Source organism: Sphingobium anseongense (assembly GCF_037725245.1).
Lineage (GTDB): Bacteria > Pseudomonadota > Alphaproteobacteria > Sphingomonadales > Sphingomonadaceae > Sphingobium.
The window spans coordinates 345,066-367,609 of the sequence record NZ_JBBJUL010000003.1 but is presented as its reverse complement, the minus strand read 5'-3'; the positions used below and the strand labels follow the sequence as shown (position 1 = coordinate 367,609).

The window sequence follows — 22,544 nt, the reverse complement described above, 5'->3', positions numbered from 1 at the left end:
TAGGCGTTAGCAATTTTGGCTTAGAGGAAAATCTCTCGGGCTGGGTTGCGGAATTAGCGTCGATGATTCATAAGGGCGACATAGTTGAATAGCCTCAGGGAGACAGAAATGGCTGACCAGACATTCCTCCGTCAGGCGCAGCAAGATGCTGAAAAACTGAAACAATTATCCCATGATGCCAAACGTCGGTTAGACAGTGAAACTGACTGGAATGGATATAGAATGCGAGGCTACGAGTTTCCTCATCGTGTCATACGAGCAGGGTAAGGCGCACCCTGCGACCTGCAACGGTTTCGGACTGCTGACCGCCAATATAACAAAATGACATTCCGAGAATGTTAGCGAGCCGCATTAATCCAAGACATTTAGAAATACCTGGTCCGCTCCTAGATGGGTAAAATCAAGGCTGCCCCGCCAGCACGTTCCCTTAGCCTCCTTGCGGATCACCCTCCCGATGCCCCTCTCTCATGGTGGACCCAACCACGATGGCCGGCCTGATGGCTGCCATCGCGAACATTCCAGCACCGTATCGAATGGCTATTGAACCGGAACGCCCGGCCAGGCCGCGCCCTCTGCCTTTGACGTGGCCACATGACCGAACAGCCCGGTCTTGGCCTGTTTGCGCGACACCCTCACCAGCCCGTCAATTTCTGCCTGCCGATCTTCTAGCGGCAACTCGGTCCAGCCCGGCGAACCAACTAACTGCTGGATTCCGTTGTAGCTGAGCGCTCCCGCTTCCTCCCTGAACTGCCCGTATTGCTGCGCCGTCATGTCCTTGGAGCGCGCGAACCCCGGCACCCGCAAGCCCTGATCGAGTAGCGCGTTATTGACGGCACCATTTCCGCGCGTCGACTGCCAGATAGGCGACAGGATGTCCGGGCCTAGCCCGCCCTCCCCCGTAATCGGCTGTCCCCACATATCGCGGCGAGGCGGCAATGACTTCGACATGCCGGGAATGCGAGCGCGAACAGCATTTAGAATGCCCTCGGCCTCCCGCAACGTCGGATCAACGGTGCGAGCGACCTGCGCGATCCCGGCTGGGACCGTAGCGGACGCGACCAGCTTTTTAATGAAGGTTCCAGCAGACCGCTCAGGCTCTTTGGCCGCCTCGATCGCATCGCTCAATCCAGACAGCCAGGTCTTATCCGACATGTTCTTGATGACGGACGCAACCAGCAAAGTAGCGATGTCCTCCTGCTGCTTCTCGGTCATATGGCTCTGCAAGTCGACCAGATTGGCCGCAACACCCATGGTGGTCGCGAACGGATCAAGCCGCTGATAGCTGATATACTTGTTGCCGATTTTGATGCTGTAGGGTTGCCATCCATCAGCTTGGAGCAGCGCCCTGGCTTTCTCGTCAGCGGGACCGTCGCCGGTCACGAGCCCCTGCGAAGCAAGTTGAGCCACAAGCGCGCCAACGCCGGTCCCGGCCATCACGCGCGCCAATGCCAGATCGCGGCGCGCTCCCCCGGCTTTGAACTCAGCCCTGACTTCACCGAGCAGCGGCGCGGCGGGCGAACGCTCGATCGCGAACTTCAAAAGATTGGTCGGCGTCCGGACAAAGGGAATAACGAACTTCAGCCCCGGCGCGCTGTTCGTTGCTGCGGAAACAAACCGACCGAATGAACCAAGCGGGCGCTGGAACGTGACGTAACGGCCATAATCGAAAGCCTGATCCAGCATTTCATCGGTGGGATTGGCCAGTAGCTCGCCTGCGCGCAGCTTAGCCTCCTCCCCGGTCAGGCCTTCGGCATCTGCCTTCCTGATCGACAGCCCTGCCAGTTCCATCCGGCGTGCCATTCCCTTGAACAGTTCGTCCGATGCCGACAGCAAGCGCGTGGGTGTCCGGATCACCTTACCCGCAACCCCGCCTATCGCGTCTTGCGTGCGGGTCTCAACCTTGCCGCCAAAGTCAGAGGATTCACCGGTGCGGAAAGTTCGCCCTGCCTGCCGCAGCCCCTCCCGGGCCCCCTGTAACAAGCCAATCGATCGCGCGCCCAGTTCGGAGAACAACACCCGGTCCACAACTTTGCCGCGCCCGGCCGCATTCCGAACGCCGCCAATACCCGCCGCGAGGGCATGTTCGGGAATCTGCGCCAAACCCGTCATCGTGTTCGAAAGCAAATTGACCACATGCGTTTGCGGGCCGGAGAGCAGGCTATTGATCCAGTATTCATTCACCTTGTCGAGCCACTTGGGCCGCATCATCTTCTCAGCTTGGCGGTTCATCCTTCCCAGCGTGTCGCTATGCTCAATGATAATGTCAGCGGCCTTCTTCAGCCGATCACCGCCGCCCGATCCTTCCAGCAGGCTCGACAGCACACTGCCCCGGACCCGCCGACCATCAGCCATCATCCGGAACTGCGCCAGTGCCCGTCCCGCCTCTGCCGTCGCCCCGGCGATCTGCTCCTGGATGGCGACATGGCGAACCCATGCTTGGCGGAACGCAGCCAAGGCCTCGTCCCCTGGCCGCTCTTCGCGCTGAAGCCGACGGGCGATGTTGACCAGCTCATTGCCGGACTTCGCGAGTATCTGCCGGGCGGCTAGCGCCTCTTCCGCATTGAACGCCTGACCCTTGCGCCGGGACAGAAGCTGCGCAGGGGTCATGCCCAGATCATCGGCCAGCGATTGCGTCTCTGCCTGCCGGATGCGCCCGCGCCGTGCAGCGTCGAAACCCCCGGCGCGCTGATCGGTGACGGCCAGCGCGCGCTTGATGTTCTGAGGACTGTCCAGATTGCCGAGGCGGATATTCCCCGCAAAGTCAGGCGCGTTCTCGCCCCATTCTTCATATGCCGACACGGGCGGCGCATTGGCTTCGATGTCATCCAGCGTTGCAGGTTCGCTGCGATCCGCCACAAGGGGCGCGCCATCATCGCGGGCCTTCTCCACGGAAAGACGCTGACCACGCGCGGCATTGAATGCATCCACTTCCTCGAGGTCGTCGGGCCGGAAGGCGCGGCTTACGCCCCTGTTCGTATTGTTTACGGTGTCCAGAAACTCAGAGATCGTTGGCCGCTCCACATGGTCGGGGAAATAGCCTTCCTCCCACGCTACCCGCGCCGCATCTTCCAGTGTCATTCCGCGCTCATCATCAACCAGTTTGCCAAAGCGCTGTTCACCCTTGGCAAAGTCGAGGTCGCGCCCGGCGTTGTCGATGCCCATGGCGCGTAACTCTCCGCGCTGGTCGATCATGCCACCCCTGGTGCGCAGGAACGTCAGCAGGTCGAGCGGCCCCCGCTTGGGCAGGGTGCGCGTGCTATCCACGGGAGACGGGACGGAACGGGCTGCAAGCTCATCCGCTTCGTTCAGCGGCTTGACCGGGGCATACATGCCCTTGGCAATGCCCACAGCCTCATCGATCGACGCAACCACATTTGAAGGGAGCGGCAGCACATCAGTTGGGTGCACACGCTCCGCCCGCGCCATGCGCTGCATATCGCTAGCGGGATCAAGCATAGGGCGGGCACGATCGTTGATCCGATCCACGACGCGCGGTGACGAGATCGAGGGCACCACATCTGCGCCTGCGCTGGCCATTTCCAACAGATGCGGAGGTGTGGCCGAGGGAGCCTCCAAGCCCCGCACAGGCACCGCACCAACCGTCTCATCCACGCCCAGTCCCGGAGCCTGATCCAGCACCGTCTCAGTCGCCTTACGACCCCGAACGCGATCGATGGCGGAACGCCCCACCGGCCCGAGCGCCTGGGTCAGCGCCGCCGAACCATAGCCCAGCGCTCCGCCCGCGGCCGCGCCGACGCCAGCACCGGGAAGACGGTCCAGCGAACTGCCCTCGCCCGCCCCGAACCCCGCCAGCCCGCCTTCCACAGCACCACCAGAAGCAAGTCGCGATCTGACCGCCGCTTCCGCCGCCTCTTTGGCAGCAAGGCGCGTGCCACCCGCCTGAAGGACCTTCCGCGCCGCAGCCAGGCCGACGCCCTGCATCGATGCGCCGGGAATTGCGAGCCCGCTGGCAAGCTGACCGCCGAAACGGGCAACAGGATGATTTTGGTCATCATAAGCGAGGATAGCCCGGTTCTGGTCGATGTTGTTCCAGAGGACATCGCCAAAGCGTCGATCGCTATCCCAGATATTTTCCCGGCCTTCCGTCAGCCCAAGCGAGTCCACCAGCCCGCCCATTTCGTCCAGCATGTTGATCGGGTCCGCGAGCCCGCGCCCCGCAGCGCCCACAATACCGTCCCCCGGATCAGTAATGACGCGGGGAAGCTGTTTGTAGGGGATCGACTGTTCTACTGTGACGCCTGGCTTCGCCCGATCCGAAAGGAAATCGGCGATGTCGCTTTCATCAATCTGGAAGCCATTGCGCGCGGCATAGGCCTTGATGTCTTCCGCCGTGCTGGAGGGGTCCGACACGACAGCCAGATAGCCCTTCGCGATCTCCGGGCGAAGGCCTTGAAACGGCGTGGCATCATCGAAGAACAGCGCGTCCGCATTGCCATATTCGCCGAGCTGCGCCTGCGCCCAGGGGTCAGGCTTTCCCGCGCGATGGTCGGCGGGGTCCTGAAACTGGCTGGCGTGAGCGCCGCGGCGATTGAGGCGCGCGAGCCGTTCCGTCTCCATATACGCGCCCAGCCGGGCATCACCCTGGAGATACTGCGGCGCTGCCAGCCCATTGCCGGTATAGATCAGTCCCCTCGCCACATCGTTACCGCGCGTTTCAAGAGACGTTACAGGGCGACCATAGGTAAAGCCCCCCGTCGCTTCGACGTTGCTTGAGGGGCTGATGTTGGCCTCAAGGTAATCGCGGGCGTCGCGGCCGAGCGGGAGCATCTGACCGCCCTTACGCCCCTCCTGATCCAGCTCAAAGGCATCGACGCCGTAGAGCCGGGCATTCTGGCCCGTGTTCAGACGGAAAGTGTCGCCGTCGTGGGCTTGGCCCGTGGCTTTCAAGGAAGCCGAGCCAGCCTTGCTGACCTTTCCGAACATGCCAGGCGGTGGTATCGCGATAGTGCTCTGCGCATCTTCCCGTCCCGGCCACTCGGCCCCCGCCGGAGACTCCGGCGAGAGGGTGCCGGGCCATTGTTCCCCTGCCATCTTAGCGCTCCATCACTTTACCATCGGGCGTGCGGTATCTCGTCCCCTTTGGTAGTCGGTTTGCTTCACCCGGCGTTTTCATGACGGGCAGGCCGACAGTGCCCGCCCCGGTGCCGCCCCTGCCGCTTCGCCCACCACGCCCATAGAAGGACATCACCTTCTGTTCGGCAGGCGTGAGCGTCTGACCAGCAGCCATTTTTGCAAGGATCGGCGCATAGACATTCCCGGTAGTGCGCGGGGGACGACCACCTCCGCCGCCGCCCCCGCCACCAGCCGGGGCGCGAGGAAGCAGGTTGCTATAGGTAGGCGTCTGCCGAAGAGCCATCCGGTTACCCTGCCTGACACCCTCCAACCCTACGCGATTTTCCTGCCTCACGTTTTCCAGATCGACGCGGCCATCCTGCGCAGTCGGGCCGTAGGACCTCAGGACATAATCCTGCACCGCCGCGTCATATTCGTCGGTGCCCGGCGCTAGGCCAAGCAGGTCGGCATAGATCTGGAAATCTTCAGGCGCATCATAGACGACCTTAGCTTCCCCAGTGGTCGGATTGAACGACACACGATCCTTGCCCGAATTGAAATAGTCCGGCTGCTTGGCCTTCCAGTCGCGATCGTCGGTTTGCCACTGCCGGTCTTGCTGACGGATAGAATCCTGCCGCTCCCATTCCGACTGCTGCTGGCGTTGGCGCATTTTGGCAGGGCCGTAGGTCGGTTGCATGCCAGCAGCGCCAGCCAAACCATCACTAATTGCCCCGACGAGATCACGCCAACCGCCCTGCGACGAAAAGAAGCCTTCGCCCTTGGTTAGCGAAGCATCGACGGGTTGCACAGACGGCATGCCGGGCCGCTGAAGCTCGGCATGCAACGGCATCAGTGAAACAGGCGCAGGGCCTTCATCCGATCCGATGTCTGCGCCCGCCGTGGAACGCGCAAGGGAACCGCTTACCCCTTTGCCGAAAAAGCCGGTCGGGATGCTCTGGCGCTGTGCCCGAGGCAAGTCATCGCCAATACCCGGTGTGCCGTAGTAGGGAGGTGGATCGAATAGGCCGTGACGCCCTGCTTTAACATCCAACATCGACCATCTCCCTTGCATGCTTGAGGATATGGGGCGCGACCTCGCCCGCTATAAAGTTGAGCGCGCACGCCGCATCCTCACTGCCATTGGAGGCAACACGATCAATGATCGAAAACGCTTCGCTCAGCATGTCATTTCCAAGCGGCGCATCCTCCTGATCGAATCCCCAAAACTCAGCGAGATAGGCAAGCGTAGCGGCCAGGAGCATGGCGTCGTCGTCCGTGCCGTGACTGGCGACCAACCGCGCCCAGAACATCGCTTCAAGTGCATATGCGTGAGCTTCCGCTATTGAGCCCTGTGCGATGCTGCGCCTCATGGTTTCCAGGCAATCATCGCGCATCTGGCGTTGCACAGCGATGTCGCCTGCCGCCGCCGAGCGGATGGCGTTGGACAGATCAACGCCAATCGCAGCGTTCGCGTCAATTGGGAGGGACACCACGTTCATCACGCGTCGCGCAATTCGTTGCGCACGGCATGGCGCAGCAGTTCGGACAGACTCATGCCTTCCCGGCGAGCCTTGGCCGTTGCCGCTGCCAGCAGCGCATCATTGACCCGAAAACGAACAGCGCTGTTGTGGACATGATCACACATAAGCAGCCTCCTGACAGGTATCATAATACCACTTTTGGAATACCGCACCAAGGATATTCGCTCAATTCAGGATGGACTGCTCTAGCCGTTGCAGGCACAGCCGCCAGGTGTACGGCGGACGTTGTCTCGCGATACAGGTGTTGCCGCACGCTTCCCCGGCGTGACATATCTTGCAGCATGGTTGCCCGTAACAAACAGGTGAAGCCGATCCGATTGTCAGCAATAGCGTCAGCCCCGCGACTCGTAGCATGCGCCTCTCCCTCGAACGAAGAATGCGCGCGCGACACCGGCGCAGGTCGATCAACTTCCCGTCAGATAGGATTTATCTCGTAATGCTCTTAGCCCTTGCCGCAGCCGTCATCGTCTCGGGTCAATCGTTCAGTTGCACGCCAATTCGCGTTTGGGATGGAGACGGGCCAATATGGTGCGCGGAAGGACCCAAGATCAGATTGGCTGGAATCGCGGCGCGCGAAATCGATGGCACATGCAAACCCGGACATCCCTGTCCGAAGGCAAGCGGGATCGAGGCGCGCGATCGACTGGTGCGGTATTTGGGAGGGGCGAAAGGCGAAGCGCGCACCGGCCATGTCTTAGTGGCCGCGCCTGCCATGCGCTGCGTGTCAAACGGCCCTGCCCATGGCGACAGAACAGGTGCGTGGTGCGACTTGCCGGGCGTGGGCAATCTAAATTGTGCGATGAGCCGAACGGGCGTCGTGCTCAGGTGGGATCGCTACGCCGGGAAGCGCTGCCGCTCGTGAGGTGGAGCGGGCGACTTTCAGCTGCCGCCGCCCGCTCGGTGCGAATTACTTAGCGCTGATCACCAGCGAGGGGTCCACTAGAGAAGCGGTGGTCGGCTTCGGCGTGATGGGCGCGGCTGATGGTACGACCATCGTCGGGGCGGCGGGAGTCGCAGCGAACGCCACGGTGATATCCTCGTCAAGGAAGCCGGTCACAGGCGAGCCGAGCGGTATTTTCGCGCTTGTCCCGGTCGTGACGAAGCCAGCAATGGGGATGAACGCAATCGCCGCGACCACGCCGGCTGTTCCGGTCGTGCCCTTATCATCAAACTGGCCGGTCAGCCTGATCTGAACGCCATTTGCACGAACAGACAGAACCCGTGCGTTGATGCGGCCGGATTTCCCCCACATGCCCTTGTTGCGCACGTCCGTAACTTCCCCAATCGCGGGGCTTCCCGCGGGGATCACAACCTGTCCGTTTAGCGAGACCGCTTCTGCTGTTTCGAGCTGGATACGCTGGCCGATGCGAAGCTTCTTGCCTTCGGTTGTCAGCGGCTCGCTCGTGCGCAGACTGATCTGCGTACCCGAACGAAGGACGTTTCCGGCAGGCGTTACCACGATGGTTGCGACCGGCCCGCTAGCCGTTGCCACGGTCGACTGAGCCTGCGCGCCGGACGAGCAGGCGAACAGAGAAGCGCCCAGAATGGCGCTGGAAAATACTTTCATGGAACCCCCCAAAGAATCAGCAACCCCGTGCCGATCGTTGCAGATGGGAGCGAAACTATTAACAAGTCAATGTACGCATTCGATTTTCAGCGCTGACATCTTGGGTGTTATGGCGCGCCAAACAAGTTGCTAGATCAGAATATCCGTGTTCGGCGGAAGCTCCGGCTTCTTGGCCCATAGGTTTAGAGTCGCATCCACCAGCATCCGCTCAGCCGGATAGGGACGATCGAACTGATACAGTTCTTCCAGCGGCGCATTGAGCCCCAGATCCATGCCTTGTTTTTTGCCTCGGCCACTTACGCGTCTCCCGAATCTTGCTCCGCTCGATGCTCAATCGAATATAACGAGAATTGGCTCACGTAGCCTGCGCCGTCATTCCCAGGCGCATAAGTGTGCGAACCGCCTCAGGCCGCGATGGCTGATCGCCCTGCGCCGCGATCCACGCGTCCAGGGCTGCGAGGTCGGCGGGTTGCAGGCGGACGCCCACGAGAACGCCCTTTCCCGTTGGGACAGGGCCTTTTCGCTTCTTTGTTATCACAGTATCTTGCTTGCTCATTGTGGACGTGATAACACGGTAGCGACCTGAAGGAAAGTTACGAGCTTTCCCCCAGGCCTAACCGCAACCCCTGCTGTAGAGGGACTGAAGCTATGCACGAAGTAGCAACTTCGCGTCGCGCTGTCATGCGCGCGCTCGCCACAATACCCACCATGATTGCCATCCCTGCCGTCGCCCAGAGCGTCGCCGGGACCGTGCCCGCAAGCACTGCTGAATGGGAAACAGCAATGCTCGCATACCAGCGCGCCAAGGCCGCAGCCAACGCGCATCAACCGATCATGGATCGCGCTGCCGACGCCTTTCAGGCCATCAAGCCACCCCTGGAGTCGATCAAACTGCAACCGCTCAGCTTCGCCGGGCAGCCCGCCAGTTTTGTCGCCCATGACATGGATCTGGAGAAGACCTGGCTCGACTTCCTCGCTGGCGAAGGGAAATGGTGGAATGGCGAGCGAGCACGGCAGGGGATGCGCGAGGACTTGGATTCCATCGCCGCTTTCCGGGACACCTTTCGCCGCGCCGATGAGGCAACCGGCTTCACGGTTGCTTTCGACCGGCAGGAGGCTTTGGACGAGGCGGAATATCTCGCCATGGACCATATGCTCTCTATTCCTGCGCCCCATAGGCAGGCGATGCTGTGGAAGCTAGACATGCTGTTTGGTCCAACCGCATGCGGGGACTCAACGCCGTCCTACGCCCTGTCCTATGTCGAGCCGTTTTTTGATGACGTTCGACGCCTGAGCGAGAGGGCATGAGCATGACCGCCGCTATGAGCAGGGCATCGGTCATAACCATGCCAAAGGTCAACAAGGGCCGGGTCCGCAAGTCCAACAGCATGGAGGCGATGGGCAATGTCTCGTTGACCCGAATGCTGCTGCGGGGGGACGCCATCCCGGAAAACGTCGCCAGCGTCACCAAGCCGTCGCCGGAGGGCGGGGCACCCAGTCCCGACGCCATCATGGCCCTCGTCCTGTCGGTCCTCGTCCAGCTGCCCCACGACAAGCAACAAGCCATACACCGGACGATGCAGGTCGCCTCGCTGAACGGCAATCAGGGGGCGGCAACGGTATTGGACAACTTCGCGCGCTGTCTGCCGGGCAAGAACTGGGAGGCGCTGTCATGATCGCCTATCGCCAGAACTATGCAGCACTGGCCTACGTGCCAGCCCCGAGGCGGCGCAAGCCTATCCTGTCCCTGCGTTTTACGCCTGCGCGCCCCCAGAACCGCCTGGCGATGCCGACTGGAGGCTCTGCACCAGCAACCGACCTGTTGCCCCGCATCGGTCGTGCAATCGACGCCCACGGCCTCACCGAAACCAGGTTCGGGCGCGAAGCCGCCAGCGATCCTAACCTCATCTTCCAGCTTCGGGCGGGGCGCAGGATCAGACAAGGGACACGCGATCGGATCGTCTGCTTGCTTGACCAGTTGGACGGAGGGCGGACAAATGGCTAGCCATGCTCCCACAATGGCACGCCGCCACCCTCGCCACGAGCGGGCCTGGAGGCGAACACGCGACCGCCGCCGCGCCGCTGCTGGCGGCTCGCTGGAAGGAATGCTGGCGGTAATCCCATCCTTGCCGCGACCGGCGTTAGCGCGCCTAGTACAGCACGCAATCGACCGTATAGACAACATCGACGGCGATCCCGACGTGGAGCCTGATGGCGAAGAACTAGACGGCCTGCTGGGGGAGGATGATTTCCACCCACAGAATGCCCTCTGGCTGGGCTATGCAGGTTGTCCGATCGCCGATCCCGATGAGGACGACAGCGAGGACCGATGTATGGCCGGCGATGACGGCTGCGCCACCAGTTAGTCTCTGACTGCCAATATTTGGGACATGGCAGCGAAGGCGAATAGGCTGCTGCCTGGGTCATCAGGCCTGCAAAGTGCCCCGGTTCGAAAGGACCGGGGCTTTCTTCATTCATTGGATGCTAGCCCCCTGCCCGCCCGACCAGGAGCGCATAGTGGCCATAACCCGCGACTGACGTTTGATTGATGTCGGTTGTTTTTCAAATGCCGCAATCTGCGTTCTCCACACCTCTTGACGCATAATCCTGAATTGGGTCGGTTGTGCTTGTGGCCTCGCATCCTGCCACCGCCGTATGAAGGACTGACCAGCCGACGCCGGCAGGATCATGGTAAGGGGCTGAATCCAGTATCCGACTGAAGTCGGAGGGATTTCTCCTTATGGAGGACTCTATACGGCTCTACTTTAGAACACTGACGGCCCGCACGGGGGCCATACCCCTATTCAGGCCTATTTTAGGCTGTCCATTTTACGCCGCGCGCGTATTGCTGCCCAATTCTGCCTTATTGCTCAACGGAGCAGATCTCACAAAATCCGCGTAAGATGCGCGGCTTCTGAGTTTTTTTCCGTTATTTTATTGGTAAGCCAACTCCCACACGGGGACGAATGACTCGCCCACGCACCCTATCCAGCCCCGAGCAAAGCGCGTCGTCGCGTCGGCGAATGCCAGCCGATACGTCGCGCAGTTTTCGTCCATGCAGATGACCCGGCCACCATCGACCTGCCAGGCCAGCCCCCCAAGATTGACCCCGGCGACGCCCTGCGCGGGAAACCCGAACAGATCGAGCGAAGACCACCCCATCGCCGCGGCGCTTTTTCCGAAGTCGGCTACAAGGTTGTCGCAGTCGCGGACAATCCGGCACCAGCGGTCGCGATCATATCCACCGAGCGGCTTGTCCGGATCGAGCGAGGCCACGCCTGCCTCCCACTGATCAAGCAGTTCACGCGGATCAGAAGCGGGGACGTTAGGGACAATAGGGACATTAGCCGCTCTGGAAGCCCTATCGTCCCTATCGTCCCTATCGTCCCTATTGTCCTCACCCCCCTTGCCCGTTTGCATCTGTTCCGCGAGGTCCAACCATCGTCCCATTACGAGCCTCCGTAGATTGCAGGGTTAACCAGATAATCGCCGCTCTTGCGCCCACCGCTGCCACTCTCCCGCGAGCCGATGTCGATTAGCCACCCCGCATCACATAGGTACAGGATCGCCTCATCCATGGGGCCAGCCGCACGCATGGTCGGCAGATGCGACTTGTGGGGAGAGCGTTTCAGGTCGCGCTTGTTGATCCTGTCGAAACGGTTCTTGAGGATATAGCGGGCCAGGATCGAGGCATCACGCTCGACCACGGGGAGGGATGCATCGCCATAGACGCGCTGCGCCATGGGTTTAGCATAGTCATCCACCCATTCGGCTGCGGCGGCGAGAGTGCGGGCCGTCACCGCCTTGGGCTCGTCGCCTTGGCCCGACACAGCCCAGCCCATCAATTCTGCCGTGAGGGCGAGACGCAGCACGGCACCTTCCAGCTTGCCGCAGAAAGATTTGTACAGCGCACCCGCGTCCTCCACGCCCCGGCTGTTTGATCGCCCCCACGCCTCAAATATGTCAGAGGCTTCCGGCGTGAGCGGTATCGTGATCGCGACGTTTCCACCCGCCATGTCGTTGCCCCACATCAAGCCATCGAGGCGGCGATAGATCGCTTCCAGGTTGCCGATATCTGCCAACTGGCGCGGCCGGCGAAAGGGAGCTGGCTCGGGCCAGGCCCACAGGAAGCGCGCGACCAGACCATCATCGACTGTGCCGAGCAGCGCGGCCGCCATCTTCTCGGGTTGAATACCGCCCAGAACCGAGACGCCGTTGAACGGGATCGACAAGGCCGTTTTGGTGCCCTTGCGGTCGATCACGAAGGAGCGCCCACCATAGGCCTCCAGCCAAAACTCACGCCCCCCCGGCGAATAGCGGTCGAAGCTTGTCAACCAGCCCGCCAACTCGTCGCGAAAATGCAAGGTGCCTACCGGATTGGCAGCAAGGATCGCCCCCACGGCTTCGGGCGTGGCATCCATGATCATCGTTCGACGGCGCTGAGGCTCATCCGGCTCTTCCGCCGCCTCTGGCATCGACGGCGTACCCAACCCCTCCTTATGGGCACCTTCTACTGCTTTCTGCCAAGCCTGCTTTTCAACCTTCGCGCGCTCAACATCGGCGTAATGGCCAAGCATCCGCGTTTGATGATTGACGGCATGGTCGGCCTCGATCGCACGCAGCGGCCCCGTGATCGCGTCGAGCGCCGGGGACTTCTTGGAGGACGGATCGCCGACCGCGCCCATCCAGAGGATACACGGTTCCGACCACGGACTTTCCTTGTAGGGACGGACGCGCCGCTTGCCCCCGATCAGGCTGGCACAGGAGGATATGAAACCTATGGCAGCATAATCGACCGGCGCGCCCGATCCTTCCGCAACGTCACACACCAACTGCCACGCACCGCCGAACAGGTCGGATGGCATGGGGACGGCAGGCCGACGACCGGCGCGCAAAACATCCATGTCGGGCATCAGGGAAATTACCGGGGCCTTCGCTCCGCCGATCGCGGAGCGGATTGCGCTATCGTCACCGACATCGGCGAAATCGCGAGCTGTAGCTGTCTTGGTCATATGGTTGCCTCCCGAGGCGGCACAGCAACGCACCCGCCAACTGCCAGTGCAGCGGCGCGAGCAGCTTCCAGCCCCACGTTCATTTTAATTGTCGGATGGTCGATCAGGTGCGCATCGTCGTCGGCGAGGATCACCAGATCACAATCCGGATAGGCCGCCTGCATCGTCAGCGCCGTGGGCGTCAGGTTCTTGGCGCTGAATGCCATCGCAACCGCATGACCAGTTGCCCGGCGCGCCGCAGCGCAGGTGGCAAAGCCCTCACCGATCATCAGCACCGCGTCGGGCTGGCCGATCAGGCAGGACAAGCCCCGCTGGCGACCACCCTTAGTGAAGCGCTTGGAGCCATTAGGTGCAATAGCCTGGAGATTCCACAGCGCCCCGTCCGCGTCGAACATCGGGACAAGCAGGCGATTGCCGTTCTGCCTGATGCCCTCCCCAGCGACATGCTTCCTCACGAGATAGGGATGCGCCGGGTCGGCAGGACTAGCATTGTCCCATCGCATCCGGCACCGCTCCGCCGATTCCTGATGTTCGGCAAGTTTGATGGCTTCCCGCCGATCCCGCTCCGCTCGATACTGAGCCGCACGTTCGCGCCGCTCCGCTGGCGTCAGACGCTCGACCGAACCAGCCCGCCACTTCTCTGACACCTGCAGCCGATAGTTGCCAAACGCGCCAGCAGGGCAACCGTCGAGATGTAGAACGGCCCAGCCGTTGAGCTTGCCCTTGCCGTCGCCTTCGCAAGCAAACCGGACCAGGCCGGCCCCGAGACGGTCAGCGATCGGCTCGACCGGACGGACGCCCGCCGCTTCCATTGCCGCAATGAAGTCGGGGATTGCATCGCTGGTCATATCGGAATCACGATGGCGCTCAGTGGGGGAATAGGAAAACGACCGCTTCATGCTGCACCGCCTTTCGGCAAGAGCGCCCGGATCGCCGCGGGCACGAACACCTCGCACTCTCCCCCGAGCAGGCGTCGGTTGAGACGATGTGCGCCTGCGACGGCAGCACCGGGATTGTCGAACGTCTCGAAATGCCCCCAACTGCTACCCGACCGGCTTTCGTGACCGATTTCGAACTGACCGGGACCCGTCTGCCAGACATGAACGATGCCGTTATCACCGGATGGTTCAATGCGGGCGATCCGGGCTGCCAGGTTCACACCGGGGAAGGCGATCACCTTACACATGAGCAATCTCCCCGGCTTGGGCATATTGAGGCAGCACCCAGACGATCGAGGCGACGCCGGCCTGGCTGGGGCGACGGTTGCCGCTGTCCACAATGGATTTCTTGATCCGAAGCTCGCTCGTGCGTGGGCGAACGCGAAAGCGTTCCCACCCCAAGCGTTCGGCAATCTCATCACCAGTGGCACCGCGTTCGCCGACATCGGCCAGCACACCCAGGATTTTCTGTTGGAGCAGTGGGACCGAGGGGGCGATGAAGTCCGCCCCGGCCAGCGATGTATCGACCGGGTACGCGCCCGGATGATGAGGATAATCACTCATGTTCGTCTCCTGCGATCGGAGGAAGCCCGGCGCGCTCAAGCAGCGTCGCCAACCATTCGGATTGCGCGGGGGTGAGCGGCGTCGGATCGACGGCGGTCTGGCCGAGAAAGGACCCGGCCTTGCGGGTCAGCCGTTCGCCGTTGTTGAGCAGCGCGAGGGCGGCAGAGCTTGCGTCGATAAAGGGAGCGTCAGTCATCGATGCGCCCCTCCCCGAAAGCCAAGGAGGCGATCAGGTCGCCCAAAGACCCTGCGACTGGAATGCGCAGGTCGAGCCATTGCCGCCTGAGGGCCGAGAGGCTATAATTGTGAATGTCGTTGTTGGAATAATTCGTGCAGGCCTGCACCGTTGGCGCGGTGCAGGCCTTTCGCGTCTTAACGGGCGACGCGGCCCTTGCCGATGTTGCCATGGTCGATCACGCGGCGATTAGGGCGCGAAGGCTTTCAACCTTCACCAACCGGCGACGGCCAACGGTGGAAGTCTCAAGCTTCCCCTCGCTCATCAACTCATAAAGTTTGGTTTTGCCCAGGCCCGACATTTCGCAGGCCTCCTTCACGGTTGCGGTAATCTTGGTCATGCGTCCATCCTCGTTCTGTGGCGGCGGACAGTGGCCCGCTGCGGAACGAGGATTTATTTGCTCCCAAATCGCGGGCGCGTCGGGGTACTAACCGGTGAAAACAGGTGAAAACCTAGTTTTCACCTACCCGAGCATTTCCTGAAATATTTTGGCGATCAACGGCTTAATTGTTTCATCTTTGACATCCAATCTGGCGACCGCAACATCATCAAGGATCGCCTGACGCAGCGCAGCCCGAGTTTTGAAACGGCTATCCAAAGAGCGATCTAGCCGACCGTCATTTGCCATCCGCACCAGTGCTACCACGACGGCATCCCATTTTTCGCTTTCGCGCGGCGCGCCTCCCCGACTTTTGAGAGTATCGGGGGCAATAGAAGGCTCGGCCTTCGGGCCTGACAGTCCCAAAAACTTACGGGCCTCGGTGAGATCAAATTCGACGCCTATCACTTCAATGGGATTAGGATATCCTGATGCACCCACCGCCCCACGATAACGAAAGCAGTTACCCGGCCAGTTCCGAAATTCGCTACCTGCGAGTCTGAGCGTCGCTTGCCAAAATTCCTTCGGAACCAGGGTGCGACCAGCATCGTCCCTTTCCCACACGGCACCTTCTACATGGGCCGCACGGGCCGGGATCAATCCCTTAGCCGCGTAAATGATGATGTTTTCCCCCCTTGGGCGGCCAAACCGGTCAATGTGGCGCGCCTTTCGGGCCATTTGCCAATCGGGGGCCGTCATCCGACTTCTGCCAGCCGGACGACATTGTTCGGCATGGACAAAAACTCGCCCCATCCATCCAACAGGTCGCGACGCAATTCGAGGAAGGTCGTCCGCTTGTAGGCCGCGATCACCTTGTCCGGCACAACATGCGCCAGTGCGGCCTCCGCCACCGGATCAGGAATCGCAGGCATACGTTCAGCCGCCCAATCGCGGAACGACGACCGGAACCCGTGCGGAACATAGGGTAGCCCCTTGTCACGCATGATCTTGGAAATGGTCATGTCGCTGAGCGGCTTCCCCTTGGTGCTGGGAAACACAAGCTCGTCAGGATCGTCACCAGACAGAACAGCAACACGTTCCAAGACGGCTACCGCATGGTCGTTGAGAGTGACGCTGTGGGCCTTAGCCTTGCGCCCCTTCATCAGTACCGCAGGGCGGTTCCACAGCTTACCCGGCAAGTCGATATGGGCCCACGTCGTCTTGCGCACCTCGCCCGACCGAGCCGCAGTGAAGATCAGGAATCGGAGCGCCATCTTACCCATCGTCTCGGTATCCTCCCGAAGCGTAGCGACGAACGCGGGCACCTCATCAAAGGGCATAGCAGGGTAATTCCCACCAGCGGGCCGATCGCCAAGCATGAAGGATAGCGCCCGCAACGGTGCCTCGGTCGTCCGCCACCCCTCGCTGTTGGAATAGTTCAACACGCTAGCGATACGCTGGCGTAGTTTCCCAGCCATAACCGGGATGGTCGTCCAGATCGGCGACAACGCATCGCGCATCGCAGCCGCGTCAATCTGATCGACCGCCCTTGCGCCAATCTGGGGAAACACATGCTCTGTCAGGGAATTGATAAAAGCGTCGGCATGTTGCTTGCTCCAAGTCCCGGCCATGCTGCTTTTATATGCTTCGGCGGCATCCTTAAATGTCCTGCTGCTACGGCGATCCTTGTCACGCTCGGCAACCGGATCACGACCAGACTTGGCGATGCGGCGCAGGATAGCCGCTTTCTCGCGCGCTTCGGCCAGTGACAGAAGGCGTCGCTCCAGGATGGGCACATGGTCCAGCGGATCGTTTTGCCCTGGCACCGAGGGCTTGCGCGCCGAAACATCTACTGTGCCCAAACCAATGTCCCGGCGCTGTCCCGCCACCTGAACCCGCAAGAGCCAAGACCTTCCGCCCGTGGGCTTGACTAGCAGATACAGGCCAGAGCCATCGGCATGTCGCCCGGCCTTCGCCTTTGAAACTCCAACCGCAGTAAGCTTGCCCACGACGTAACCTCATCCGTTCCCTCATTATGGCGCGGGTCCAGGCGAACGTCAACGAACGAATGCGGAACAAGTCAGGCGATCATAGAGGGAACAGGGGCAGAAATGCGGCACGCTGCGAACGGTGGCGAAAGCCGGTTATAAGTTGGCTCGGGCCTCCATTTGCCCTTCCAGCGACGTCCGAGAACGTCCCACGAATGGCTGTTTTCTGCCGTTTTTTCTGGTATACTGACCCAGTCAGTCGAGGCTGTGTCGCCAAATCTCACCCGAATGATGGATGATTTGATGGTAGGCCCCAAGCAAGCGGTTGGGAAATACCATCATGCCAGAAGGAAAGCGGCAGAAATCCGGGCTAACAGCCGCCTGGGTGTCGCGTGCGAAGCCAAAGGACAAGCCGTACAAACTGAGCGACCGCGATGGCCTCTATCTCCTGGTCGAGCCTAGCGGGAGCCGAGTCTGGCGCATGAATTGCTGATTGCACTCAAGAAAATTGAAGCGACCAAGCGTTATGACACTGCCACTCGAGCGCGATCGACGGCCAGTCAGGTATTTCGTTATGCCATTGCGACTGCCCGGGCTGAACGAGACATAGCTTCAGATTTACGTGGAGCGCTGATTGCTCCAAAGACGACTCATCGCGCAGCGATCACGACCCCGAAAGAGGCGGGTGCGTGCAGATGGCGTGGCCTGATGGGCCATATCACGCCGTATGGCGCGATGTTGTAGCGTTGAGGGCTGAAAGTCGAACCATTTCAGGCCCTCACCGGGTTGTCGGCTGCCACATAATCATAGACCGACGCCGGAAGCAGCAGCATCTGATCGCGCGAATGCCCTTCGATATAGCCCATGCCCATCATACCGGACACGCAACCATCCGTGAATCCGTTACGGGGTTTTCAGACGGACTGGCCTGTTTATCGTTCACCTCCGAAATGACGGGGCACCGCGTTAATCATTTAGGCCTCCGTGCTGTCGATTGAATCGAACCAGGAGGCAGCTCAAACGTCTGTCGTCAATTCCCTTCAGAACCCGCTTCAATACGGCAAGGTATTCCGCAGCGGGTTTCATAATTCCTCCGTCGAGCGACCATTTCGGCCTGTCTATCGGTAGCGCTGATAGAAGGGAATCCGGATGGAAGCTCGGCGCGGAGAGCAGTTAGCTTGACGAGCTTCACGCTCGTTATAGCGTCATCGAGTTTGGCCTCCGGCGCGTTCATCCCCTCCCAGCGCAGTGTCATGCCGCCATCAAGCAGACCGCCCGTATCCAGCCAGTTCGCTACCCCCGGATCTTGGCTACTCACTATATAGGTGTAAGAGCCGTTCGGATTCTGGTGCGACTGCCTGTTCGTCCGGCTACCCGAATGGTCGATATAATCGCGCGTTATCAGCCAGGGTGAGGTCACGGTCGTGCCGATATAGTCCGCCGATTGCGACCGGATGTTCACGACGAGCGCTTCGTCATTCGCGATATGGAATCGCCCCATGCTGATCATCGATTTACCAAAGCCCCGCGCCACCGACGCGAAGCCGTTAATCGGCAGGGGGCTGTAGGTCCTTTCCTGATCGATGACAGTCTGGGTCGCCGCGATCAGATAGTCCTGTGCGATAGCGACACTTTCGTCGAATGTGCGAGAGCGCGTCTTGGGCCCGGAAACCCTTTGGAGAGAGATGGTTCGCGGGTGCTGCTTCCCCCAATCATATATGGCCTCGCGCACCAGCAGCATGCGGCCGCCTCCCGAGTTCAGGTAGAGCGAGCCGTCATGCGGATCGACCGGTCCGATCGTGATCCGCGCCTTGCCTATGCTGTCGAACCTTATCCGTTGCTCGTCCGCCGAGGCGACGGCCCGCTCCCAATTGGTCGTCTGCGCCCCGACGAACGCTTTGTAGACGGTGACGGTCAGGCGGCCGGCCGTCCCGTTGGATTGCGCATCGAGAACATAAGTCGATGCATCGTCGATGATCGCGTAGCGATAGACATTGTCGGGATTGTCGAAGGCGAACCGGGAAGCCGGCGCCGAATGGCCCATCCATTTTTTGGAACCTGCGATATTCCAGACGAGGCCGGGATTCCGGGGGTCGACGCTGGCTGCAGTCAAAGTGGCAAATCCGGCCGTTTCGGTGACCATCTGTTGCAACGTCCGGCGAGCGGCCTCCGATGATGCCGGCGGCGTTGCCAGCAGCATCCGCCGCGCTTCCTCCATCGTCTTTTGCATCCGGGGCGTCCGGAGGATCGCGTTCGCCCTTTCCTCTATCTGATATTGCCGCGGGGTAGCCAGCGCACGGGCAGGCTGGGGCTTGGCCGCACCGGCCATGGGAGACGCGGCAAGTCCCGCTGCAAAAAGGCCCGCCAGAGCAGCCCGGCCTATTCCCCGATATATCGATATGTGGCTGATATACATGATGCAAACCCTTTTAGTGGTCATTTCTTGCGCCTCTCGTCTATTAGACGCAAAGCGTCGTGAGAATGCCATGGAAGGGGGGCCGAAAGGCGCGCCATATCGGCGGCTATATGCCACCACCACCTTACCATTTCGTCCTGATGGTCGCGCCACAGGTGCGCGGATCACCGATGGTCCCCGTGATGAAGCCCGTGGCGGCTGCGCTCAGCGCCTGATAATAATTGGTGTCGGTCAGGTTGCGGGCCCATATCGAGACGTCCCAACGGCCACTTTCCGTCCGGATCCCCAGCCGCGCGTTCAGGATGCCATAGCCCGGCACCTGCGCATAGCGGCTGTTGTTGGAAGAGGTGTTGAAACTCGACCGGTGCGAATAGTCGGCATGGGCATAGACGGCGATGTCACCGCCGCCCACTGGCTGCGCCACGTCCGCGCCCAGCGAGTAGGTGAATTTGGGCACGCCGGGCAGTTGGACGCCGGCCAGATCCTGCGTCGGCCCCAGTCCGCCCGCCGCGACCGGCGCGGGATTATTCTCAAGCGCCTGCGGGGCATTGGCGTAGTCGCGATAGGTGGCGTCCACATAAGAGCCGGATGCCGTCAGGCTCACCCATTGGCTCGGAGCATATGTCAGGTCGCCTTCAAAACCGCGTGACCGCACTTTGGGGACATTGGAGATATATTGAACCCCATTGCCCAGCGCATTGAACGCGGTGATCGCCGTCTGATAGTCCTTCACGTTCGTCCAGAAACCCGCGACATTGGCGGTCAGGCGGTTGTCGAACCATTGCGACTTGAGGCCGATCTCGAAATTGTCGACCGTCTCCGGCCGGACGGCCAGCGCCGAGGTCGTAAAGCCGGCCGGAATGTTGGTCAGGTTGAGGCCGCCCGATTTGTTCCCGCGCGAATAGGAACCATAGACGAGGACGTCCCGCGCCGCCTTCCAGCTCAGCGTCGCCAGACCCGAGACGCTGTCGTCTTTCAAGCCGATGCTGTAGCTGGTCCGCGGGTTGAAGGCGTTGCGGAAGGCGGTGGCCGCCTGGGCATCCGTCGCCGACAGGGTGGACAGGTCCGTGCCTGCCACCCAGAACTGCCGGTAGATGCCTGTCTTGTCCTCATGGGTATAGCGCAGGCCACCGGTCAGGCTGAGCCGATCGGAAATATTCCAGTTCGCCTGCCCGAACAGCGCATAGCTCTTCGTGCGCGGCTCGGAATAGCTGTCGGCCTCGAACCCGTTCAGCGCGGCGTTGGCGATCGCCTGATTTGCCGCCGGCAGGTTCCAGTTGGCCGCCGCCGGGCCATAAGCGACCTCGCCATAGCCGCGGATCGTCTGCCAGAAATAATAGGCGCCCACCACCCAGTCGATGGTGCGCTCACCCTGCGAGGCCAGCCGCACTTCCTGGCTGAACTGGCGCTGTCGGTTGGCCTGCTGCCCCTTCACGAAAATCGACAGGCCGGTATTGTCGATATCATTGGCCGGGTCCCAATCCCACCAGCGATAGGCGGTGACGGCGGTGAGCGCAGTGCCGCCCAGATCCCAGTCCAGCTGGCCCGACACGCCGTAGCTCTTCATGTTCGCCTGATAATGGGCGTCGGAATCGCCGAGCCGGTCAAACGGCCTCGCCGGCAGCAAGCTGTAGCCGGCCCGTGCGGCCCGGAGCGCGATATTGTTCGCGAGGAGCGCGCCGCCGTCATAATTGGTGACGTAAGCGACCGGGATGCTCAGGACGAAATTCTGTTTCTGACTGGAATAGTCGCCGATCAGTTTGATCGAAACGGTGTCGGTCGGCTTTATCAGCAACTGACCGCGAACCGAGAAATTATCATAGTCCTGCGCCTTCGACCCGTCATGCAGGTTGGTCAGGAAGCCGTCGCGATGGGTATCGGCGACCGAAAGGCGCAAGGCGACCCTGTCGGCGATGATCGGCGCGGATAGGGACGCGCGCAGCTGATGATAGCCATAATTGCCGCCGCTCGCCTCGCCGTAAAATTCGGGCGTGAAGCTGGGCGCCTTGCTGGTGATGTTGATCGCACCGGCGGTGGTGTTCTTGCCGAACAGGGTGCCTTGCGGGCCGCGCAGCACCTCGATCTGCTGGAGGTCCACCAGATCGAATTGCGACTGGCCGGGGCGTCCGTAATAGACATTGTCGAGGTAGAAGCCGACGCCGTTCTCCAGCCCGTCATTGGTGAGCGAGACATTCGCGCCAAGGCCGCGGATGTTGATGTTCGTGTTGCGCGGATTGAAGCTGTACACTTGAAGGCTGGGGACGAGCTGCTGGACCTGCGACAACGTATAGTTGCCGGTCTTGGCCAGTGTCTCCGACCCGATCACGCTCAGTGCGATCGGCACATCCTGCGCATCTTCGTCGCGACGGCGTGCGGTGACGACGATAGCATCATCCGCGGAGGCAGTGCTGGCGGCGTCATCGGCCGATGGTGCGACCGCGTCGGCCAGCGCCGGGCTGGCGGAAAGGAAAGTGGCGAGACCGGCGGCCGACAACAGCAAAAGACGCTGTTTGCGGACGAGAGCGTGCTGCACGGCAGGATGGTTATTGTTCACGAAAGCCCCTGTTCTGAAATAGGTTTTGGCAGGGGAGCGAGGCGCTTCTAAGTCCGCATGCACCTGCCGGTGCGGCAGGAATGCCGATCAAACTGCGCGCGCCGTGGCGACGTATGTATCGGATCACGCGACTGCGCATCGGTTCTCCCCCTGAAGTGGCGGATCACGATCCCTGGCGTAGTCGCCTCGGCATCGCGCGCTTTAGCCGTTGATGACGCGGAGCAAGCTGCATCCCTTCAAATGAGCCGCGGGTCATAAGGGAGCCGACGCTGCCGCCCGCATCCGGACGAGCGACCAGCCTCATCCGCAAAAATTGTCTACTTTTTCGATAGTATAA

The 22,544-nt window shown here is 61.2% G+C and carries 22 protein-coding genes and 1 pseudogene; 6 read left to right on the top strand and 17 right to left on the bottom strand.

The annotated features are described in order from the left end of the window. Positions 1 to 537: 537 nt before the first annotated feature. The 4 genes from WG908_RS06355 to WG908_RS06340 form a co-directional block, all read right to left on the bottom strand. Positions 538 to 4,944 carry a thermonuclease family protein gene (locus WG908_RS06355; RefSeq protein WP_340185721.1) on the bottom strand — a complete coding sequence of 1,469 codons (4,407 nt, stop codon included), beginning with the start codon at positions 4,942 to 4,944 and terminating at the stop codon, positions 538 to 540. Positions 4,945 to 5,053: 109 nt separating this feature from the next. Then, the gene (locus tag WG908_RS06350; protein WP_340185720.1) at positions 5,054 to 6,127 is read right to left on the bottom strand and encodes a hypothetical protein; all 1,074 of its coding nucleotides are present in this window, start codon (positions 6,125 to 6,127) and stop codon (positions 5,054 to 5,056) included. Next, positions 6,114 to 6,572, bottom strand: a complete 459-nt coding sequence (locus tag WG908_RS06345) for a hypothetical protein (RefSeq protein WP_340185719.1) — start codon at positions 6,570 to 6,572, stop codon at positions 6,114 to 6,116. Before WG908_RS06345 ends, WG908_RS06350 begins: the two co-directional genes overlap by 14 nt. Beyond that, positions 6,572 to 6,718 carry a ribbon-helix-helix protein, CopG family gene (locus WG908_RS06340; protein ID WP_340185718.1) on the bottom strand — a complete coding sequence of 49 codons (147 nt, stop codon included), beginning with the start codon at positions 6,716 to 6,718 and terminating at the stop codon, positions 6,572 to 6,574. Before WG908_RS06340 ends, WG908_RS06345 begins: the two co-directional genes overlap by 1 nt. Positions 6,719 to 7,050: 332 nt before the next feature. On the opposite strand from WG908_RS06340, the gene WG908_RS06335 reads away from it, so the two are divergent. Then, positions 7,051 to 7,476 carry a thermonuclease family protein gene (locus WG908_RS06335; RefSeq protein ID WP_340185717.1) on the top strand — a complete coding sequence of 142 codons (426 nt, stop codon included), beginning with the start codon at positions 7,051 to 7,053 and terminating at the stop codon, positions 7,474 to 7,476. Positions 7,477 to 7,521: 45 nt separating this feature from the next. On the opposite strand, the gene WG908_RS06330 is transcribed toward WG908_RS06335, so the two are convergent. Together WG908_RS06330 and WG908_RS06325 are read right to left on the bottom strand one after the other, a co-directional pair. Beyond that, positions 7,522 to 8,181 carry a hypothetical protein gene (locus WG908_RS06330; protein WP_340185716.1) on the bottom strand — a complete coding sequence of 220 codons (660 nt, stop codon included), beginning with the start codon at positions 8,179 to 8,181 and terminating at the stop codon, positions 7,522 to 7,524. Between the two features lie 129 nt (positions 8,182 to 8,310). Next, positions 8,311 to 8,454: a hypothetical protein gene (locus WG908_RS06325; RefSeq protein ID WP_340185715.1), complete on the bottom strand. Its 144-nt coding sequence runs from the start codon at positions 8,452 to 8,454 to the stop codon at positions 8,311 to 8,313. A gap of 375 nt (positions 8,455 to 8,829) precedes the next feature. On the opposite strand from WG908_RS06325, the gene WG908_RS06320 reads away from it, so the two are divergent. From WG908_RS06320 to WG908_RS06310, 3 genes are all read left to right on the top strand, one after another. Then, on the top strand, positions 8,830 to 9,489 hold the full coding sequence (locus WG908_RS06320; RefSeq protein WP_340185714.1) for a hypothetical protein: 660 nt from the start codon (positions 8,830 to 8,832) through the stop codon (positions 9,487 to 9,489). Further along, a complete protein-coding gene (locus tag WG908_RS06315; RefSeq protein ID WP_340185713.1) occupies positions 9,486 to 9,857 on the top strand; it encodes a hypothetical protein in 372 nt (123 codons plus the stop codon). The genes WG908_RS06320 and WG908_RS06315 overlap by 4 nt, the downstream gene beginning before the upstream one ends. A gap of 429 nt (positions 9,858 to 10,286) precedes the next feature. Next, the gene (locus tag WG908_RS06310; protein ID WP_340185712.1) at positions 10,287 to 10,547 is read left to right on the top strand and encodes a hypothetical protein; all 261 of its coding nucleotides are present in this window, start codon (positions 10,287 to 10,289) and stop codon (positions 10,545 to 10,547) included. 568 nt (positions 10,548 to 11,115) lie between these two features. On the opposite strand, the gene WG908_RS06305 is transcribed toward WG908_RS06310, so the two are convergent. From WG908_RS06305 to WG908_RS06265, 9 genes are all read right to left on the bottom strand, one after another. Continuing rightward, positions 11,116 to 11,457 carry a hypothetical protein gene (locus WG908_RS06305; RefSeq protein WP_340185711.1) on the bottom strand — a complete coding sequence of 114 codons (342 nt, stop codon included), beginning with the start codon at positions 11,455 to 11,457 and terminating at the stop codon, positions 11,116 to 11,118. Between the two features lie 173 nt (positions 11,458 to 11,630). Beyond that, positions 11,631 to 13,094: a DUF3987 domain-containing protein gene (locus tag WG908_RS06300; RefSeq protein WP_340185710.1), complete on the bottom strand. Its 1,464-nt coding sequence runs from the start codon at positions 13,092 to 13,094 to the stop codon at positions 11,631 to 11,633. A gap of 95 nt (positions 13,095 to 13,189) precedes the next feature. Further along, entirely contained in the window at positions 13,190 to 14,005 is an 816-nt protein-coding gene (locus WG908_RS06295; protein WP_340185709.1) for a toprim domain-containing protein, read from the bottom strand. An 83-nt stretch (positions 14,006 to 14,088) separates the two neighbouring features. Then, positions 14,089 to 14,379, bottom strand: coding sequence for a hypothetical protein (locus WG908_RS06290; RefSeq protein WP_340185708.1), 291 nt, complete (start codon positions 14,377 to 14,379; stop codon positions 14,089 to 14,091). Then, a complete protein-coding gene (locus tag WG908_RS06285) occupies positions 14,372 to 14,695 on the bottom strand; it encodes a hypothetical protein (protein ID WP_340185707.1) in 324 nt (107 codons plus the stop codon). Before WG908_RS06285 ends, WG908_RS06290 begins: the two co-directional genes overlap by 8 nt. Beyond that, positions 14,688 to 14,891, bottom strand: coding sequence for a hypothetical protein (locus WG908_RS06280; protein WP_340185706.1), 204 nt, complete (start codon positions 14,889 to 14,891; stop codon positions 14,688 to 14,690). Before WG908_RS06280 ends, WG908_RS06285 begins: the two co-directional genes overlap by 8 nt. Before the next feature lie 217 nt (positions 14,892 to 15,108). Continuing rightward, positions 15,109 to 15,270: a helix-turn-helix domain-containing protein gene (locus tag WG908_RS06275; protein WP_340185705.1), complete on the bottom strand. Its 162-nt coding sequence runs from the start codon at positions 15,268 to 15,270 to the stop codon at positions 15,109 to 15,111. Between the two features lie 123 nt (positions 15,271 to 15,393). Next, positions 15,394 to 16,008: a hypothetical protein gene (locus WG908_RS06270; protein ID WP_340185704.1), complete on the bottom strand. Its 615-nt coding sequence runs from the start codon at positions 16,006 to 16,008 to the stop codon at positions 15,394 to 15,396. Then, positions 16,005 to 17,258, bottom strand: coding sequence for a tyrosine-type recombinase/integrase (locus WG908_RS06265; RefSeq protein ID WP_340185703.1), 1,254 nt, complete (start codon positions 17,256 to 17,258; stop codon positions 16,005 to 16,007). Before WG908_RS06265 ends, WG908_RS06270 begins: the two co-directional genes overlap by 4 nt. A gap of 319 nt (positions 17,259 to 17,577) precedes the next feature. Here WG908_RS06265 and WG908_RS06260 point away from each other — a divergent pair, with 319 nt between their 5' ends. Continuing rightward, positions 17,578 to 17,730, top strand: a complete 153-nt coding sequence (locus WG908_RS06260) for an Arm DNA-binding domain-containing protein (RefSeq protein WP_340185702.1) — start codon at positions 17,578 to 17,580, stop codon at positions 17,728 to 17,730. After that, positions 17,715 to 17,924: pseudogene (locus WG908_RS16535) on the top strand (phage integrase central domain-containing protein); the annotation flags it as partial. The gene WG908_RS06260 and the pseudogene WG908_RS16535, both read left to right, overlap by 16 nt. 343 nt (positions 17,925 to 18,267) lie before the next feature. On the opposite strand, the gene WG908_RS06255 reads toward WG908_RS16535, so the two are convergent. Further along, the gene (locus tag WG908_RS06255; RefSeq protein WP_340185701.1) at positions 18,268 to 19,566 is read right to left on the bottom strand and encodes a hypothetical protein; all 1,299 of its coding nucleotides are present in this window, start codon (positions 19,564 to 19,566) and stop codon (positions 18,268 to 18,270) included. 211 nt (positions 19,567 to 19,777) lie between these two features. Further along, positions 19,778 to 22,207, bottom strand: coding sequence for a TonB-dependent receptor (locus tag WG908_RS06250; RefSeq protein WP_340185700.1), 2,430 nt, complete (start codon positions 22,205 to 22,207; stop codon positions 19,778 to 19,780). Between the last annotated feature and the right edge of the window lie 337 nt (positions 22,208 to 22,544).